The organism is Cognatundibacterium rugosum (assembly GCF_014284365.1).
In the GTDB taxonomy this organism is placed as follows: domain Bacteria; phylum Pseudomonadota; class Gammaproteobacteria; order Burkholderiales; family Burkholderiaceae_D; genus Undibacterium; species Undibacterium rugosum.
This window is the reverse complement of the sequence record NZ_JACOGG010000013.1, coordinates 23,230-40,822: the sequence shown is the minus strand read 5'-3', so window position 1 is coordinate 40,822 and position 17,593 is coordinate 23,230. Positions and strand designations below refer to the sequence as shown.

At 50.8% G+C, this 17,593-nt stretch carries 11 protein-coding genes; 6 read left to right on the top strand and 5 right to left on the bottom strand.

What is annotated here, in order from left to right:
• Window positions 1-142 precede the first annotated feature (142 nt).
• Window positions 143-397 (top strand): acyl-CoA-binding protein, encoded by a 255-nt coding sequence (locus H8K47_RS12715; protein WP_186881793.1) that lies wholly within the window; start codon window positions 143-145, stop codon window positions 395-397.
• On the opposite strand, the gene H8K47_RS12710 is transcribed toward H8K47_RS12715, so the two are convergent.
• Both H8K47_RS12710 and H8K47_RS12705 read right to left on the bottom strand, forming a co-directional pair.
• On the bottom strand, window positions 394-1,374 hold the full coding sequence (locus tag H8K47_RS12710; RefSeq protein ID WP_186881792.1) for a 2-hydroxyacid dehydrogenase: 981 nt from the start codon (window positions 1,372-1,374) through the stop codon (window positions 394-396). The genes H8K47_RS12715 and H8K47_RS12710 overlap by 4 nt on opposite strands.
• Window positions 1,371-6,638 carry an Ig-like domain-containing protein gene (locus H8K47_RS12705; protein ID WP_186881791.1) on the bottom strand — a complete coding sequence of 1,756 codons (5,268 nt, stop codon included), beginning with the start codon at window positions 6,636-6,638 and terminating at the stop codon, window positions 1,371-1,373. Before H8K47_RS12705 ends, H8K47_RS12710 begins: the two co-directional genes overlap by 4 nt.
• A 513-nt stretch (window positions 6,639-7,151) precedes the next feature.
• On the opposite strand from H8K47_RS12705, the gene fdxA reads away from it, so the two are divergent.
• Both fdxA and H8K47_RS12695 read left to right on the top strand, forming a co-directional pair.
• Entirely contained in the window at window positions 7,152-7,475 is a 324-nt protein-coding gene (gene fdxA / locus H8K47_RS12700) for a ferredoxin FdxA (protein WP_186881790.1), read from the top strand.
• A gap of 84 nt (window positions 7,476-7,559) precedes the next feature.
• Window positions 7,560-8,630: an NAD(P)/FAD-dependent oxidoreductase gene (locus H8K47_RS12695; RefSeq protein WP_162020295.1), complete on the top strand. Its 1,071-nt coding sequence runs from the start codon at window positions 7,560-7,562 to the stop codon at window positions 8,628-8,630.
• A gap of 69 nt (window positions 8,631-8,699) precedes the next feature.
• On the opposite strand, the gene H8K47_RS12690 is transcribed toward H8K47_RS12695, so the two are convergent.
• The gene (locus H8K47_RS12690) at window positions 8,700-9,833 is read right to left on the bottom strand and encodes a response regulator (RefSeq protein ID WP_186881789.1); all 1,134 of its coding nucleotides are present in this window, start codon (window positions 9,831-9,833) and stop codon (window positions 8,700-8,702) included.
• Window positions 9,834-9,892: 59 nt separating this feature from the next.
• Window positions 9,893-13,807, bottom strand: coding sequence for a response regulator (locus H8K47_RS12685; protein ID WP_186881788.1), 3,915 nt, complete (start codon window positions 13,805-13,807; stop codon window positions 9,893-9,895).
• Window positions 13,808-14,084: 277 nt separating this feature from the next.
• On the opposite strand from H8K47_RS12685, the gene H8K47_RS12680 reads away from it, so the two are divergent.
• The 3 genes from H8K47_RS12680 to nth all read left to right on the top strand — a co-directional run bounded on the left by H8K47_RS12680 (window position 14,085) and on the right by nth (window position 16,798).
• Window positions 14,085-15,320: a polyhydroxyalkanoate depolymerase gene (locus H8K47_RS12680; RefSeq protein ID WP_186881787.1), complete on the top strand. Its 1,236-nt coding sequence runs from the start codon at window positions 14,085-14,087 to the stop codon at window positions 15,318-15,320.
• 138 nt (window positions 15,321-15,458) lie between these two features.
• Window positions 15,459-16,154 (top strand): electron transport complex subunit RsxB, encoded by a 696-nt coding sequence (gene rsxB, locus H8K47_RS12675; protein ID WP_186881786.1) that lies wholly within the window; start codon window positions 15,459-15,461, stop codon window positions 16,152-16,154.
• Entirely contained in the window at window positions 16,151-16,798 is a 648-nt protein-coding gene (nth, locus tag H8K47_RS12670; protein ID WP_186881785.1) for an endonuclease III, read from the top strand. Before rsxB ends, nth begins: the two co-directional genes overlap by 4 nt.
• A 58-nt stretch (window positions 16,799-16,856) precedes the next feature.
• Here the strand turns inward: nth and H8K47_RS12665 are convergent, their stop codons facing one another.
• The gene (locus H8K47_RS12665) at window positions 16,857-17,441 is read right to left on the bottom strand and encodes a malonic semialdehyde reductase (protein WP_408057900.1); all 585 of its coding nucleotides are present in this window, start codon (window positions 17,439-17,441) and stop codon (window positions 16,857-16,859) included.
• Window positions 17,442-17,593: the final 152 nt, after the last annotated feature.

Sequence of the window (17,593 nt, the reverse complement as noted above, 5' to 3'; positions counted from 1 at the left end):
TTCTTAAATCAATGGGACTTACGCGTCATTGTACCGACATGGCATCGCGACGCAGACAGCAAAGTTTGCCACGCCGCCGGCGCGGCTTTGTGTAAGTCCTAATGACGCATCAGTCTGATGCATCGATAACACGGAGAACCACATGAGCTTACAAGATCAATTCACCCAGGCCCTGGCTGATTCTAAAAACCTGCAGGAGCGCCCTGACAATATGACACTGCTGAAGATTTACGCGCTGTACAAACAAGGCAGCACTGGCGACGCGACTGGTGACCGTCCTGGCATGACGGACTTTGTGGGTCGCGCCAAATTTGATGCCTGGGCCGCCCTCAAAGGCACGACCCAGGAAGCAGCGATGCAGCAATACGTCGACCTGATCACCTCGCTCAAAGCTTAAGCCCGCACCGGGTAACTGGTCAGCAGATTGGGCGGACGCTGTCCGCTCAAGCCTGCAATCAGATTATCTGCCGCACAGTTTGCCATCGCACGCCGGGTCTTTTCTGAAGCACTGGCGATATGCGGCGTCAGCACCACATTTGTCAAGCCGAGAAAATCCGGGTGCAAAGCCGGTTCATTTTCAAATACATCCAATCCTGCCGCAGCAATGGTTTTGTTGCGCAGAGCCTGTATCAGTGCCTGATCATCAACGATGCCGCCACGTGCGACATTCGTCAGCGTTGCGGTAGGTTTCATCAAGGCCAGCTCAGCAGCAGCAATGGTATGGTGGGTCGCAGCGGAGTACGGCAAGACTAATATCACGTGATCGGATTCGCGCAATAACTGTTCTTTGCTGACAAACTGTGCATGATTGGCAGCCAATTCCAGCTCAGGCGCCAGCCGTGAACGGTTATGGTAAAGCACTTGCATATTGAAGCCCGTCGCACGCCGCGCTATCGCCTGACCTATGCGCCCCATACCTATGATGCCCAGTGTACTGCCGTGCAAATCCGGCCCGATGAAGCTGTCATAGCGCCATTTCGTCCACTTACCCGCGCGCAGCCAGTGCTCAGCTTCGGTGATACGCCGCGCGGTTGCCATCATCAGCGCCCAGCCAAAATCAGCCGTGGTCTCATTCAGCACATCCGGGGTATTACTGGCTAATACCTGAAAGCGGTTGCATGCAGCAATATCAATATTGTCGTAGCCGACTGCCATATTGGCGACCATGCGTAAACCCGGCACAGCTGCCAGCACGTGCTCATTGATATGGGCGCTCATCGTTATCAGCGCGCCTTGTTTCCCACGTAAGTGCGCAATCAGCTGTTCCTGAGAAAAAATGTCATCCTGCTGGTTACTCTCTACCTCAAAGTGTTCACTGAGCTTGCGCAGGACATCGGGGAAAATTGCGCGCGCCACTAAAATACCCGGTTTCATGATGTTTTTCCTCTCCACCATTCATTTTTCACAGAGTTCCCGATTCCGAGCCTGTACAGCCAAGCCACCTGGTATGCATTGTTGACCAATGGGTTGAAAGCGACTGGCTTCCCTGCGGTGACAGCCATCGCAACATTGTCCGATGTGACGACAGGTGCATGGTTGACATGACTTACGTGCAAAGTAACGGTCGCCTGGTTAGATACGCGACCATCGACGGTGGTGGTGTAGCTGAAGCTATCGTTGCCATAGAAATGCGCTGCTGGCACATAGCTGATCGTACCATCTGGATTGATGCTGATACTGCCGTGTGCAGGCTGGCTGACGATGTTCAGTTGTGCCGCGCTGCTGGCAACACCACCGCCCAGCAGATCATTGCTCAGTACATCGATGGTCGCGGTCGCATCTTCCTTGCTGCTGACTGCATCATCAAAGGCCACCGGGTCTTGCACCAGTTTGATGTCGCGCAGAGACACATGACTATTCTGTATGCCAAATCCCATCAGGTCGAACGACAGGCTGACGGGGGTGCCAGTGACTAAGCCATTGCCATTATTCACCGCTTGCTGCAGATCGACAAAGTAGGTATCGCTACCGTCAGCGTTGTGTACTTTGCGAACCGAACTGGACTTGTGCTCCGTGCCATCGCTTTGGATATTCAGGATCGCATCGCTATGCGTTAAGCCATCTGTACCTGCTTCGGACGCGCCTGTATTGGCATTCAGCAATGCGACTTCAAAGGCATCATCCGGGCCGGTTTCATTGCCGTCTTCATCAACGCCGTTGCTTTGCATGCCATTATTAGCGACGGTGAAGCTTAAGTAGCGGTCACCTTGTTTGACTGCGAAGGATTGGGTCAAATGGGCGTTTGCTTGATTACTTTCACCCAGGGTGACGGTAGTGTTATTGGACCTGACATCACCAAGGGTTTGCCAGTCATTGCTGTTTTGGCTGAGGGTATTGTTGACTGCGGTTTCTTTTTGCGCTGCCTGGCTGGCAGTCAGGTCGACACGTGACACCAGTTGCGTTTGATCAGTATCCAAGACCCAACCATAGTCAGCACGACGGAGTCGGTACCAGGATATCAAGCTCACATTAGAAACCGGCAAGCCTGATGCAGTTGGGTCAGCTGATGTTTGTTTCAACGCTGCGACCAGACGGGCCATCAAGCTTAATTCGTCCGGACTCGGCAGACGACGCTCACCCGGTTGCAGACTGGCGGCCATGAAATCGCCATCATCAGCACTGTGTTCTATACCCAAAGCATGCCCATATTCATGCAAGAGCACAGAGAGCATATCCATCTTGCCATCGGCGGCGGAGCCTGATTTGGCGATCCAGACATCAGGATTGGAAGTCGGTAAGAACTCGTCGTTTTGATCTGGTGTGCTGTCGATGAACCAGCCGTGACCTGCGGCGTTGGTGTCGAGGGTAATTTGGGCATCTTTGCCCTGGCCTGTGGTCTGGCCTACGGCGGAGCCTGCCAGGTCGCTGAAGTTAGTCAGTGACCCGCTGGCATTGGCTAGCATGGCGTTGAGATTGGCTGTGGTTTGCCAGTTGGTGAAGCCGCTTGTGCCTTCTGGTAGGTTGGAGGAGATTTTCCAGTCAGACACTTTATATGGACATCTGGCTTCAATCGTTTCCGGCTCTCCCGCTGGTCCATCCACGGCTTCAAAGAAATAAATAATTTTGACTTTTTTACCTCCTAATTCAACTAAAATAGTCGCCCGATCCTTACCAAGATAGCCGTTTTCGGGAAGATACAAATAAGTGCCGTCATTTGGGTCGACTGGAGCAGCGTCTTTGGGAAAAATTACCCCTCTATCAGACTCGTCCAGTAATCGCACCAACCCATGCTTAGGCGGCTGCAAGACTGTAACTTTCGCCTGACCAGAAACTATTTTATGTTCGTAACGTTTAAGGTATATATATGCTTCATGCGCTGGATCAAATGCATTGACAACTGACACACCTTGGTCTGGGCCATTCGCTACAATTTTACAAACCCCCATCACACGTTCTTTACGCAAACCTTGCCGTGCAGGGTTAGTCTGGACAAGCATGGTAGCGGTGGATTGCGCTGACATAACGAAATGATCGAGTACAAACATCGAAGTCTCTCCTTCTTCAAGCTCAAGTTCGGATTGTGCGGCTTCTAGCAAGGCCTGCATAGCGGATTTTGACGCAGTGCTTCCAATCGCTTGTCCAACAGGTGTATTTGCGTCAGTTGCTGGACTTTGCGCTAACAGCAGATGCGGCTGTTCAATGGCGACCCGCGCAGGGGGGCGTAAATCAATATGGAAATGATTGTGGTGTTTTTCTTGGGTAAAGGTGTGCGGCAAAGGGTTAAATGCAGACTGACTATTGGTAAAACCTAATCGACCAAGCACAGCACGCATGTTAGGAAAGGGGTTCTGATTACTGCCCCGGCCACCAATCCAGACATTTTGAAGCAATTGGTGCTCATCTTGCAAACCAGAGCCAAATAAGGCCGTATGCACTTTTTCTCCATTCACAATTAAATTCGATAATTCATCCCAGGTTCCGTTATTCGCAATATTATCTTTTTGGGTCAAGGCGTAAATCGATAAAAAATTCTTGAGTGCGCCCGCTTGGTCGTTCTTGAATGATGTCTTCGGCAGTAAATCAGACCAAGTGATGGCATTGGCCACACTCCAGCCCGGGTGGTCAAAGACCGCAATTTTAAATTCTTGATTCAGCACATTCTGTGCACCTGGGGTAGGTACCGTATTCCTTGCGGTAATCGTGCCGGTAAAATTGCCTATCGCAGTCGGTGTACCAGAAACTTTACCGGTATTTGGATTTAAGCTTAAGCCGGGCGGTAAGCTGCCCGCAGTAACGGCATAGGTGAATGCAGACGCGCCAGAAGCGGCAAATGATTTGTTATAGGCCTTGCCCAATTCAACCGAAAAATCGATATCCGGCCCATTATTTTTTGTATCCTTTTGATTATCATCACTAATATACTGCTGCAAAATTCCCAAATCCAACCCCAATCCCACACTATGACCGGCATGCCGGTTATGGGATGAGGCATCCGTTACCCGGGTCGGATCGGACAAACCATTAATTTGCATTTTTCCGCTGGTCAGACCTTGTGCGCCTTTCGAATTGATCCACGCAGCAATCAAATCCCGTGTCCAGCTCGTTGAATAACGTTCTGCCGCACCGGGCTCACCGTTCAAAAAATTGGCTGAGTTTTTACCATTTACTGCGGGAATATCAAAATTCTTAAAAATATCCATCCAATGCGGTGCATTAAACGCGTTTAACCACTCCAGATTTTCATCCTTTCCATTTACATTGCTAACAAATTGCGCCTTGTCCAGTTCCTTCGTTGTCTGATATCCATTTAATCCACTTTTTGAATCTGTATCCACAACCTTATAAAATTGGGTATAGTGCGTCGCTCCATAAAATGCCCTTAATGCACTGGCTTCATCCGAGGTGGCAAAACCATTTTCTGTATGTTCATTTAATTTTCCATCAACCTTCAGTTCTTTTAAGGTACCAGTCGTGCCGTTATTGACGCCAAAAGCTGAATATCCTAAATACTTTAAGCGCTGCTCCACTTTATAGACATCAAGCACGTTGTTCGCCTGGTTCGTCCCAACCCCACCACTCAATTTAAATTCACTATACCCAGGGTTCTTCAAATCCCGATCCCCAAAGAAAGTATTCGCAACATTGGCGTAATCTTTGGCTGTGACGCTTAACCAGCCTTCGGTATGCGTGATCAGTTCTTCTGGACGCCTGCCTTGGGTTTTGGGGTCATAGCGGTCTTCAAAATTGTAGGTGAACTGGCCGAATTTGTCGTTCAGGGTTTCGCCCGCCCTGAGGTCTTTCACATCATCATCCGTAATATTGGGCAAAACATAGATAATCCCATTCATTGTAAAGTCATCGGCATCGCCTTCCTCGGCGCTATTGAGATTCATCGTTGTGATGGGTTGGTATTTGACTTCCTCAGTGGCTTTGCCGCCTTCGGTGTGTTTGATTGTGACCGGTTTCACCAATAATTTAAGCGCATTGTCTTTTCCTTTACCATCCGGTTTGTATCGATCAATTTCAGACTGCGGAATGTGGAAATCAGACAAATAGCTCATGCGGTTATAGATCAGTTGACGCTTTCCATCCGGCAGGTCTTTGGTTTTGGTCTTCGCTTCTTCCGCTGTTAACACGTTTTCCTGGACGAGTAATTTTTTTGCGGTTTCTTCCCGCAGGTCAATGCCGGTGACGTCGCCCATATTGACCTTGGTTTCGGTGAAGACTATCTCTGGATCAAAATACGTCCCGATCGGCACACCCGCTGCCGCGTCAACCCGTTGTTCATTGTTGATGCTGTCGTTTTGCTTATCGGTGAATTTGATGTGATGGATTTCCCTGGATTTGTCTGTCATCGCCAGGGCTGCATCGATCATGGCATCCACGTTCCAGACGTGGGTCTGGTGTTCCTTTTGCACATTGGGGTTATCGGTTCCATACCCGCCATACAGTTGGCCGAGCAGGACTTTGCCGTCTTCTGAGACGCTCAGGTTGCGGATGCCATAGCCGTCCAGTGGCAGTGTGGAACCGAGGAATTTAGGGTCGCCCTTTTTGCCGAACGGATCCTGGATGATGCCGAGTTTGCCACCGACGGCGACTTTCTGTGCGCTGACACTGCCGCCGAACAAAATTGGAGATCCACCTGGGGTCCACAGGAACATCGGTGGCTCAAACATGGCCCGGTAGTAGGGGTCGTTGTAGTTGTAGTTATCATCGGCGACGATGGCGTAGTCCACGCCGTCTTTTTCAACCAGCACTGAACTGTCGGCACGTTGGATGTCGAGCCGGTCAACGCTGACGTTCTGTTGTCCCATTTTGATGGGGGTCATGGTGGCGTCGGTGATGTGGCCGTTTTCATCGCGCGTCAATTGGAGGGTGGAGAGGCCTTTGTCGTAGTCGAGGATGCTGCTGACCAAAAATTGATCGGGGTCTTTGGTGGCGGCAATAGTGTGGGGTACCTTGCCGCTGAGGTTATCGGCAGGACGCTGCACCACAAATGGGGCGGCGATCTTGCCGGTTTTCATGCTGAGGGTGTCGAGGTCAAAGATCAGGACATCGCCGCGTTTTTTGGGGTTGGCTGGGCAGACACGCATACCTGCCTTAAACCGGAAATGGCCTGAAAAAATCCGGGAAAAACCCGAAAAACGCCCAAAATATACCCCCCAGTATTTCTTAAAAGCCAACATCTGTAATGACATCCCCTGCTAAAAGTCGATATACCCCCCTTTTTTTATGGTAATTCCAAGGGTATTTTCAGCAGCTGGCAGGCATAGGGGGAGCTCCCTCTGTAGGGCGGATTTTGTGGAAGTTTAGTTTTGCAAACAGGACTTGGGCAACATTGTCCCGGCAAGGAAGCGTGATACAGACAGTACGCATAGCAGGGCAAGGAGTTATAACACCATTGAGGTGTGGTTTTGCGTCAATTCCAGGATTTCATTCGTATTCGAATTAGCTGGAGAAATGAGGGAAATCAAAGCAAAAGCGGCTTATCTGGCCTAAGATGAATCGATTTTACGTGTATTTGATGTTCGTCATCCTTCGATCTGCCCGCATATTTCAACGAAAACATCATATTTGCTTATGCGCAAACTATATAACGCTGATTTGTGAGAACTGTTAAATTGCCTTAAAATACAAGGCTTTGCAGCCTTACCCAGCATCTTGACCTGCGCTGGCTGTGCTAAACCCCGAATTTTAAAGATTGGACTGTTATGACCCACGTTGTGACCGAATCCTGCATCCGCTGCCGCTATACAGATTGCGTGGATGTCTGCCCGGTAGACTGCTTTCGCGCTGGCCCCAATTTCCTGGCAATTGACCCGGACGAGTGCATAGATTGTGCAGTTTGCGTTGCAGAATGCCCGGCAAACGCGATTTTTGCTGAAGAAGACGTACCTTCTGACCAGCAAAACTTCATTAAGATCAATGCTGACCTAGCTCGCAACTGGCCATCGATCACAAAAACCGTTGCCCCATTGGCGGATGCCGATGACTGGAAAGACGTCAAAGACAAATTGCAATTCCTGGAGCGCTGATCCCGCACTCCACGCCCGCTCACCCGCTATGAACATGACTGTGAGCGGTAACTTTTTTTGGTATCTCTGAAACTGACTCCGCGTATGGAAAATATACAAACTACACAGGCAAATGGCGTGATTGATGCCGATGCCGTTATCATCGGCGCAGGCCCGGTCGGCCTGTTCCAGGTTTTCGAATTAGGCCTGCTGGAAATCAAAGCACACGTTATTGACTCTTTGCCTGCAGTCGGCGGTCAGTGTATCGAGCTGTATCCTGACAAACCAATTTACGATATTCCTGCAGTACCGGTTTGCACTGGTCAGGAACTGACGGACAATTTGCTCAAACAGATAGAACCGTTTGAACCGACTTTCCATCTGGGTCAGGAAGTGACACTGGTTGAACGCCGTGAAGATGGTCGCTTCGACGTGGAAACATCGACTGGCACCCGCTTCATCACCAAGACGATTTTCATCGCAGCCGGTGTTGGCTCCTTCCAGCCACGTACTTTAAAAGTCGATGGCATTGAAGCTTACGAAGGCAAACAGGTATTCTACCGCGTCAAAGATCCTAGCCAGTTCCACGGCAAAAATCTGGTAATTTGCGGTGGCGGCGACTCTGCGCTGGACTGGGCATTGAACCTGGTTGGCAAAGCAGAATCTGTAGTGCTGCTGCACCGTCGTGACGACTTCCGTGCTGCGCCAGCATCTGTCGCCAAGATGAAAGAACTGTGCGACAACTACGAAATGCAATTGCTGATCGGCCAGGTGACCGGCATAGAAAGCAAAGACGACACGCTGAGTGAAATCAAAGTCACCGGTGCCGATGGCGTTACCCGCCGCCTGCCACTGGACAACCTGCTGGTATTCTTTGGCTTGTCGCCAAAACTGGGACCAATCGCAGAATGGGGTCTGGATATCGAACGCAAGCAGCTAAAGGTCATGAACACTGAAAAGTTTGAGACCAATGTACCTGGCATTTTCGCGGTAGGTGATATCAACACCTATCCAGGTAAAAAGAAACTGATCCTGTCTGGCTTCCATGAAGCTGCGCTGGCTGCATTCGGTGCTGCACCGTATATTTTCCCTGAAAAGAAAATCCACATGCAATACACCACAACTTCTCCGAAACTGCACAAAATCCTGGGCGTGGAAACGCCGGTATTTGACTAAGTCGCAGGCCGTAGGTCACTAAAAAACGCAGCTGTTTTCAGCTGCGTTTTTTGTTGGCTGAACAGATTATCACAAGACCATCTGCATCTGTGCCGGCACAGCCTGTACCGGGAAACGCTGCGTGATCTGACATATTTCGTCTGACACTTCGCAAAATGCATGCACAATGCGCGGATCAAAGTGCACACCGGAACCCGCACGCACAATTTCCAGGGCATCCGCATGCCGTCTGGCAGACTCATACTCCCGCTCAGAAATCAGCGCGTCATAGACATCCGCCACACACATCATACGTGCAGATACGGGAATAGCCTCTCCGGCCAACTGTTGCGGATAACCGCTGCCATCCCATTTTTCCTGATGCGAATAGGCGATTTCACGGGCAAATCTCAGGAAATCATGAGGGCCGCCAAAACAATGCTCCATGATCTCTATGGCTTCCCGCCCTAACACTGCATGCTGCCGCATCAGCGCCAGCTCTGCCTCTCCCCATTTGCCACGTTTTTCGGACAGCCAGTCCGGCAGTTGTATGCGTCCTATATCATGTAAAGGAGCCGCCTGCACCATCAGGTCTATCGTTTCGTCGTTGAGCAAATTTGCAAAGTCCGGATGCCGGCATAAACGTTGAGCCAGCACCCGCAGGTATTCCTGAGTGCGTCGTAAATGATTGAGTTTGGCCGCATCACCCGATTCGCTCAATGATGCTAACCCTAAAACAATCGCCTGTTGAAGCTGATTGAGTTTTTGTGTTTTCTCGGCCACCAACAACTTTAGCTGATGATTTTGCGCCCGCAATTGTTGTTGCGCCTTAAGCAAACGCAATTGCGTTGCCACACGCGCGATCATCACGGGCGGACTGACGGGCTTACTGATGTAATCAACCGCCCCCAGACGCAAACCCAGCTCTTCATCGTGCACCTGATTCTTCGCAGTCAGAAAGATCACCGGAATTTCAACGGTACGCGCATCGCGCTTGAGCAAGCGACAAGTTTCATAACCATCCATATCCGGCATCATGACATCAAGCAGTATCAAATCCGGCTGCGGTAGCGCCTGGGCGATCTGCAGAGCCTTTGCTCCGCTGGTTGCAATTTTTACGCGATACAATTCCCTTAAGAGATTCGATAGCAGAGACAGATTATCCGGCGTGTCATCCACCACCAGTATGGTGGGGCGACTGACATTTTCGTAAGTATCAAGCATCGCTCAGCTCATTCATGGGTTTGCGTATCGGTGCCAGTCAGGCATCCCTGCCTGGCAATTTATTGCTCAACATGTGGGTTTCGTGTGTAACCCTGATTCAGTGCCGCCTCCCGTAACAGGCTCAATGCAGTATCAAATTCAAACTGGCGTAAAGCGCGCATCAGTTGTTGATGGATTTCTTGCCCAAATGCGAGCAACAACTGATCACTGGCACCTTTGAGCAATTCCACCGCCTCACCATCGTATTCTGCTAATAATGCTTCACTGCGCTGCAACAAGGCCTGCATCAAAGCCCTGTCTAATTTCACATCCGTCACCGGCGCCGGAACAGCATCCAAATCTGATTTTAATGCCGCATCGATCGCAGCAATGGTCTGACTTAACTCCTGTTGGCAAGCATCAAAGCGCTGGATGATTTCACGCGCCGACACAGCACCACGGATACTGTGTTCCAGTTGCTCCGCCGTCTTACGCATGGCTTTTGCCGAAATCAGGGCGGCCACACCTTTGAGCGTATGGACTAGTCGCTCAGCGATGGCAGTCTCACCGGCAATATAGGCGTCTCTGGCATCCGACACCGCATTTTTCTGACTTTCGCAAAAGCGGCCCAGTAAGTCACGGTACAAATCCTGACTGCCCAATGCCCGCCTGAGCCCGTCCTCAACATCAATATGATCAATTTGCAAGCGCTCTGCCTGCGGCACTTCGGATGCCGTTGATACGCTGAGTGTATGCGACTCGGGCTGGCACCATTGTCGTATGGTGTTATACAAAGACTGAGGGTCTACCGGCTTGGTGACATGGGCATCCATACCCGAACGCAGACAATGGGCACGTTCTTCCGCCATCGCATGTGCAGTCATAGCCACGATAGGCAAATCGGTATAAGCCGGATTGAGACGTATCAGTCTGGTTGCCTCGTGCCCATCCATTTCCGGCATCTGTACATCCATGAATACCAGTCCAAAATGTTCTGCTGGGTGGCGCAACACCCAATCAACTGCCTCGCGGCCATTGCTAACCATACTCACCTCGATCGCAGCAGCTTCCATCAGCTCACGCGCGATCTGCTGATTGACCTCATTATCCTCCACCAACAGCACGCGCAATCCCGGAAATTGCGGGACCGGCTGTTGACTGCGTACCGCACTGGTCTCGTGCTCTATCAGCATCAGGTTATCCAGACACTGCATCAGGATCGCGCTATTGACGGGCTTACGCATAAAGGCATCGGGCAATGCAATATCGGTACGGAAGCTGGCCTCTTCACGCGCATGCACACCGAGCAGAATAAACTTCGGCATGCTGCGCAGATTTTTGACGTTTTTGAGCAAACTGATCAGGCTCAAACCATCCAGTTCTGGCATACGCAAATCCACAAACACCAAATCAAATGGCGTGCTCTGATCCGCCATTTCTATCGCCTGCATCGCAGCCGTTGCGCTATACACGCTGACACAGTTCGGCGTGAGTTCAGTCAGTTCTTCGCTCAATATCTGCGCGGCTTTGCGATTATCATCCACGATCAACACTTTCAGCGCAGGATTACTCATCACCGCAGGAGCCAGCATCAACCTTTTTTCAGGCAGATCAAACCAGGTATGGAAGCGCACCGTGGTGCCCACGCCCATATCACTATTGAGCGTAATCTCCCCTCCCATCAGTTCGATCAAACGCTTGGAAATCGACAAACCCAGACCGGTCCCGCCAAAACGACGCGTGGTCGACTCGTCAGCCTGGCTGAAAGGCTGAAATAAGCGCCGGGTCTGCTCTTCCGACATACCAATGCCGGTATCACTGACAGCAAATTCCAGTTTTACCCGCCAGGCCTTAGTTTCGGCAATGCGGCAGGACATAAACACTTCGCCGGCATCGGTAAATTTAATCGCATTGTTGATCAGATTGATTAATACCTGCCCCAGCCGCAAGGAGTCGCCTCGTAACAGACGCGGCACCTCTTTCGGCACATGAAGCATAAATTCCAGATTTTTTTCGTAAGCGCGGTCAGCTGTCATCAGGGTGATGTTTTCCAGCACCTCGTTGAGATTAAAATCAATATGCTCGATACTGAGCTTACCAGCCTCTACTTTAGAAAAGTCCAGAATGTCATTCACTATCCCAAGCAAAGACATGCCGGCATGGTGGATTTTTTCTACGTAATCCCGCTGCTTATCGTCGAGAGCGGTACGCAAGGCCAGATGTGCCATTCCTATAATCGCATTCATCGGCGTGCGGATTTCATGACTCATATTGGCGAGGAACATCGATTTTGCAGCGGTAGCCTCTTCGGCGTGTATCCGTGCCCGCTCAGCCTCCTTCAGTTCAGCCTGCATCTGCAAAGTACGCAAACGCAGTTGCTCCGCCATACTTTCCTGTAATTGGGTCTCCAGTCGCTTACGCTCTGTGATGTCCATCACCACCCAGACCGTGCCCATCGTGAGTTTGTTCCGATCCACTGCGCGCCCTGAAAAGTGCACCCAGAACAGGTCACCATCGGCGCGCCGCATTTGCAGTTCACTTTCATACGACTCGCCGCGCAAAACGGCTTCACTAACGGCGGTGCCTGAGGCGAGGTAAGCGTCACGTGATGTGTAAAATGGCTCCAGCGAAGCACCAAGCACCGCATGCCTGTCGACACCAAATATCTGGCAAAGCGGTTTATTTGCCCACTGTACCCTACCCTCATTATTCAGAAAAACCATACCAACTATTGAATTTTCCAGTATGGTTTCGCGCTCCGCGAGGATGCGCTGCAGCTCGTCGTCCAAGGCCTTACGCTCAGCATAAGCTTCTTCCGCCAGACGACGCGCGAGTTCAGCCTCCTTCAACTCATGTCCTATATGCAGGGTCTGCACATGCACACGGGTAGCAAGACCCTGTGCTTTCGCAAACAAAGCCAGATAGCGTTGCTGCTCCTGATAGCCCTCTTGCCATTGTCCGGTTTCACCAAAAATCTCTATCAGTTCGCGCATTGCACGCAAGGGCATATACACATAGCCTTTGTCGCCGACACTGTCTATGGCGCGCTTTAAATCCACAATCGCCTCAGGAAAGCGCCGGTGACAACGATGCAGATAGCCGTTAACCCACCAACTATAGGGTTTCAGCGGCTTATCCTCATATGTATCGAGCAGAGACATCGCCGTACCATTGAGGCGGTCGGCCTCGCTCAATTGCCCACGTGCCGCCAGCGTATAGGCTGCAACCGACAGACAAAATGCACGGCTGGAATTATCGGTATGGTGAGCACTCCCCTCTGCGATGTAATTGGCGACACTCAGGTAAGCGTCATCATATTTTTCCAAAGCCAGATAACACAGGGCCAGCATAGTAGAGATAAACGGTGCCAGCCATTTCTCGTCGGAATCCACCGCAATTTCACGCGCCTCCTCCAGCAAGACCTCGGCGTCCTCAGCATTGCCACTGATGTAGAAAATCTCACCCAGATTAGCCAATACCTGCGATACACGATTTGGAATTTGCAGACGTTTGGCCTGCTCCAGCGCCGTATAGAAGTGTCGGATCGCCTCTTCGGTATAACCCAGCTCCTGCGACAGCGTACCAAGGATGTTCAGCACCAGCACAGTCAGTCTGTGATCGCCCTCAGGCAAAATCGGCAGAATACGTGAATGGCAAAGGGAATAAGCCTGCTCAGCACGACCATGGCGGCGCCATACTGCCACAGTGCCCAGTAAAGAGAATGCCAAGCCTTCACTATCACCGATCAGTTCAAACATAGTTGCAGTGCGTTCAAACTCCGGTTCTGCCAGATGCAACTTACCATCGAAAAAATCTGCAAACGCGTACAGGATTTCCGCCAGCCCCCCCAGCACAGGGCGACGCTTTTCACGCGCTTCGGTGCGTAAGCTCTTGGCAATCAAGCGGCCCATTTCAGGCGAATCACGCATTAAATCAAATGCAATAAAGCACTGTTCACGCCATTGGATTTCCGTCTGATCGAAGTCACTAGTCATTCTGCTATGCCCTATACCCTTATCACTAACACATTTTGTCTGCATTCTATTGTAGCCCGCAAACTATTATTTTTAAGCTAATTTTTTAACATAAATTTGCACCAGCTGCACATTGATTCCCAAGCACAAGAGAAAAACCAGCTAAACTGGTTTATGATGCAATGCAATACAATAGATGGAAAGCTCTATCAGAAGTCTGTTTTTTTGTTGCCAGAAATTTCTAAATCTCAGTTATAGCCCAGGGAACTGCCTGTTTTTTTATCAGAAAGAAGTCACTATGCTCTACCAATTTCATGAATTGAACCGCGCATTTCTGAACCCTTTAACCCAGTGGGCTGAAGCCTCCTCCAAGCTATTTACCAATCCGGTCTCGCCACTGGCCCATACACCCTATTCTCAGCGTATTGCTGCCGGCTACGAACTTTTGTTTCGCCTTGGAAAAGATTATGAGAAACCAGAGTTTGGCATTACTTCGACGACCATAGGCAAGCAAGTTGTAGAAATCACACAAACTACCGCTGTGATCCGGCCTTTTTGCAAACTGCTGCACTTTAAAAAGGCCCTGAGCGACAAGGAACTCACTAAGCTCAAGCAGCCAACGGTGTTGCTGGTCGCCCCTTTATCTGGACATCATGCCACACTGCTGCGTGATACCGTGCGCGGATTGCTGCCGGATCACGATGTTTACATCACGGACTGGACCGATGCACGCATGGTGCCGCTGTCTGAAGGCAGCTTCCATCTGCACGATTACATCTACTATGTACAGGACTTCATTCGTTTGCTGGGCCCGGATGTGCATGTAATCTCAGTTTGCCAGCCTACCGTACCGGTGCTGGCTGCGATCTCGCTGATGGCGAGCGCAAATGATCCTAAGCTGCCAAAAACCATGACCATGATGGGCGGCCCAATTGATCCGCGCAAATCACCGACTGAGGTCAATAATCTGGCGACTGAAAAGAAATTCTCCTGGTTTGAAAATACAGTGATTTACAACGTACCGGCGAACTATCCCGGTTACGGACGCAAGGTCTACCCGGGCTTTTTACAACATGCGGGTTTTGTCGCAATGAACCCTGACCGTCACGCACAAAGCCACTGGGATTACTATCAGCACCTGATTAAGGGGGATGATGATTCAGCCGAGCAGCATCGCAAATTCTATGATGAATACAATGCCGTGCTCGATATGCCGGCCGACTACTATCTGGAAACGATCAAGACCGTGTTCCAGGAATTCCGTCTGCCACAAGGCACCTGGGAAGTCGAAGGTAAGCTGGTCAGACCACAGGATATTAAGACCGTCGCCCTGTTCACCGTAGAAGGCGAACTGGACGATATTTCCGGCCCTGGCCAGACCCAGGCTGCTCATGACCTGTGCAGCAGCATTCCAGTCAGTATGAAACAGGATTACGTGGCACCTGGCTGTGGTCACTATGGCATATTCTCAGGCCGTCGCTGGCGTGAAATGATATGCCCGAAAATCGGTGAATTCATTCGCAAACACGGCTAATCGCCACTGAGACCAAAAACGCCGCCGTGAGGTGGCGTTTTTGTTTGTGAGTCACGCTGAATCGGGGGATAATCACCGCTTTGGCGCTTGCTTCCTGAGTGGCAAGCCGACCCTGATTTTTCCTATTGAGTTCTTCCTGTGCCCTCTCCTGCATCCGTCTCACTTGCTACACAACTTGAAGCACTGTTACCGCAAACCCAATGTACTAAATGTGGCTATCCGTCTTGTCACGATTATGCAGTCGCGATGGCGACTGGCCATGCCACTCACAATCAATGCCCGCCTGGCGGTGAACAAGGTATCGCTTTGCTGGCCGACGCACTCGGACTTGCCACTCTCCCCTTAAATTCTGAGCACGGCACAGAACGTGAGCGACCAGTCGCGGTGATTGAAGAGGCCTATTGCATAGGCTGCACCTTGTGCATACAAGCCTGCCCGGTTGATGCCATCATAGGCGCGCCCAAACAAATGCACACCGTGATACCGGAATTGTGTACCGGCTGCGATTTATGTGTCGTCCCCTGCCCGGTAGACTGTATCTCTATGGTCCCGGTCACACCGGGAAAAACCGGATGGGCAGCCTGGAGTGAACAACAGGCAAGGCAGGCCAAAACCGCCTACGACAGCCGCACTGTTCGGCTGCAGCGTGAAAAATACGAGAACGAACAAAGGCTGGCAGCCAAAGCCGCCGCCAAACTACAAGCACTGGAAGCAGAAGCTGCCGTCACGGCTGAAGAGCAAGCCAGCAAAGACAGGAAAAAAGCCATCATTGCAGCAGCGATCGAACGCGCTCGCCTGAAAAAACTGGAAGCAGAGAAAGGACCAGACGCATGAATGCAGAAAAACGCCAGCTGATTTTCCAGCGTCTGCAGCGCGAAAATCCTCACCCGACCACGGAACTCGAATACAGCACGCCGTTTGAATTGCTGATCGCGGTGTTGTTATCTGCTCAGGCTACGGATGTTTCGGTCAACAAGGCGACCCGCAAACTGTATCCGATCGCTAATACACCGGAAACCTTGCTGCGCTTAGGCGTAGATGGTTTGATGCCTTACATCCAGACCATAGGCTTATACAAAACCAAGGCAAAAAATGTGATCGCGACCTGCGAAATTCTGTTACGCGAGCATCAAGGCCAGGTACCACAGCAGCGCGAAGCACTGGAAGCCTTACCAGGTGTAGGCAGAAAAACAGCCAACGTGGTGCTGAATACGGCCTTCGGTCAGCCCACCATTGCGGTCGATACCCATATTTTCAGGGTATCTAACCGCACTGGGATTGCACCCGGCAAAAACGTGGATATCGTCGAACAAAAGCTCATGAAATTTGTCCCCAAGGAATTCAGGCTGGATGCACATCACTGGCTGATACTGCATGGGCGCTATACCTGCATCGCGCGCAAGCCCAAATGTTGGAATTGTATGATCGCCGACTTATGCGACTTCAAAGAAAAAACGCCCTTACCCGATCAGGTATAAGGACGCATTTTCAAACTAAGGCCGCAGACAGAGCAAGCAAGTCACTACCGCTTCGCAATTAAACGATGCGGCACGCCTGCTCAAAACTCAGACGTGGGCCACGCGCATGTAATTTGCTGGCGTCGCCATAGCCAAGATTGCAGATGAAATTGACTTTAACTTCACTGCCAGCAAAGAAAGTCGCATTGACTTTATCGGCGTCAAACCCTGACATCGGACCACAATCCAGACCCAGGGTGCGCGCGGCCAACATCAGATAAGCACCTTGCAGGGACGAGTTACGAAAAGCCGTCGCATCAATCAATGCTTGATTCCCGGCAAACCAGGAACGGGCGTCTGCATGTGGAAACAATTGTGGCAACTGATCATAAAATGCCATATCCATACCGATAATTGCAGTTACCGGCGCAGTTTTGGTTTTTTCCAGATTTCCCTCAGCCATGCAAGCCAGCAAGGCGGATTTTTGTTCGTCGGATTTCACAAACACAATGCGCGCAGGGGAAGCATTCGCAGAAGTGGGTGCCCATTTCATCAGATCATACAATTCGTGCAACAAAACATCGGATACCGGCTTATCTTGCCAGCCATTATGGGTGCGTGCGTTGGTGAATAAGGTTTGTTGAGCTTCTGTACTTAACATGATGATTCCTTTTCTGAAGAACGAGGGGAAAACTTGCCGCATCATAAACGAAGACACTGAGCTCGTGTGCAAGCCGCGATGAAATTGCCCTGTACAAGCGGATTCAGAGACTGCATTTACCCATACTCGCGAAGACTGAACAGCCAGACCGATGT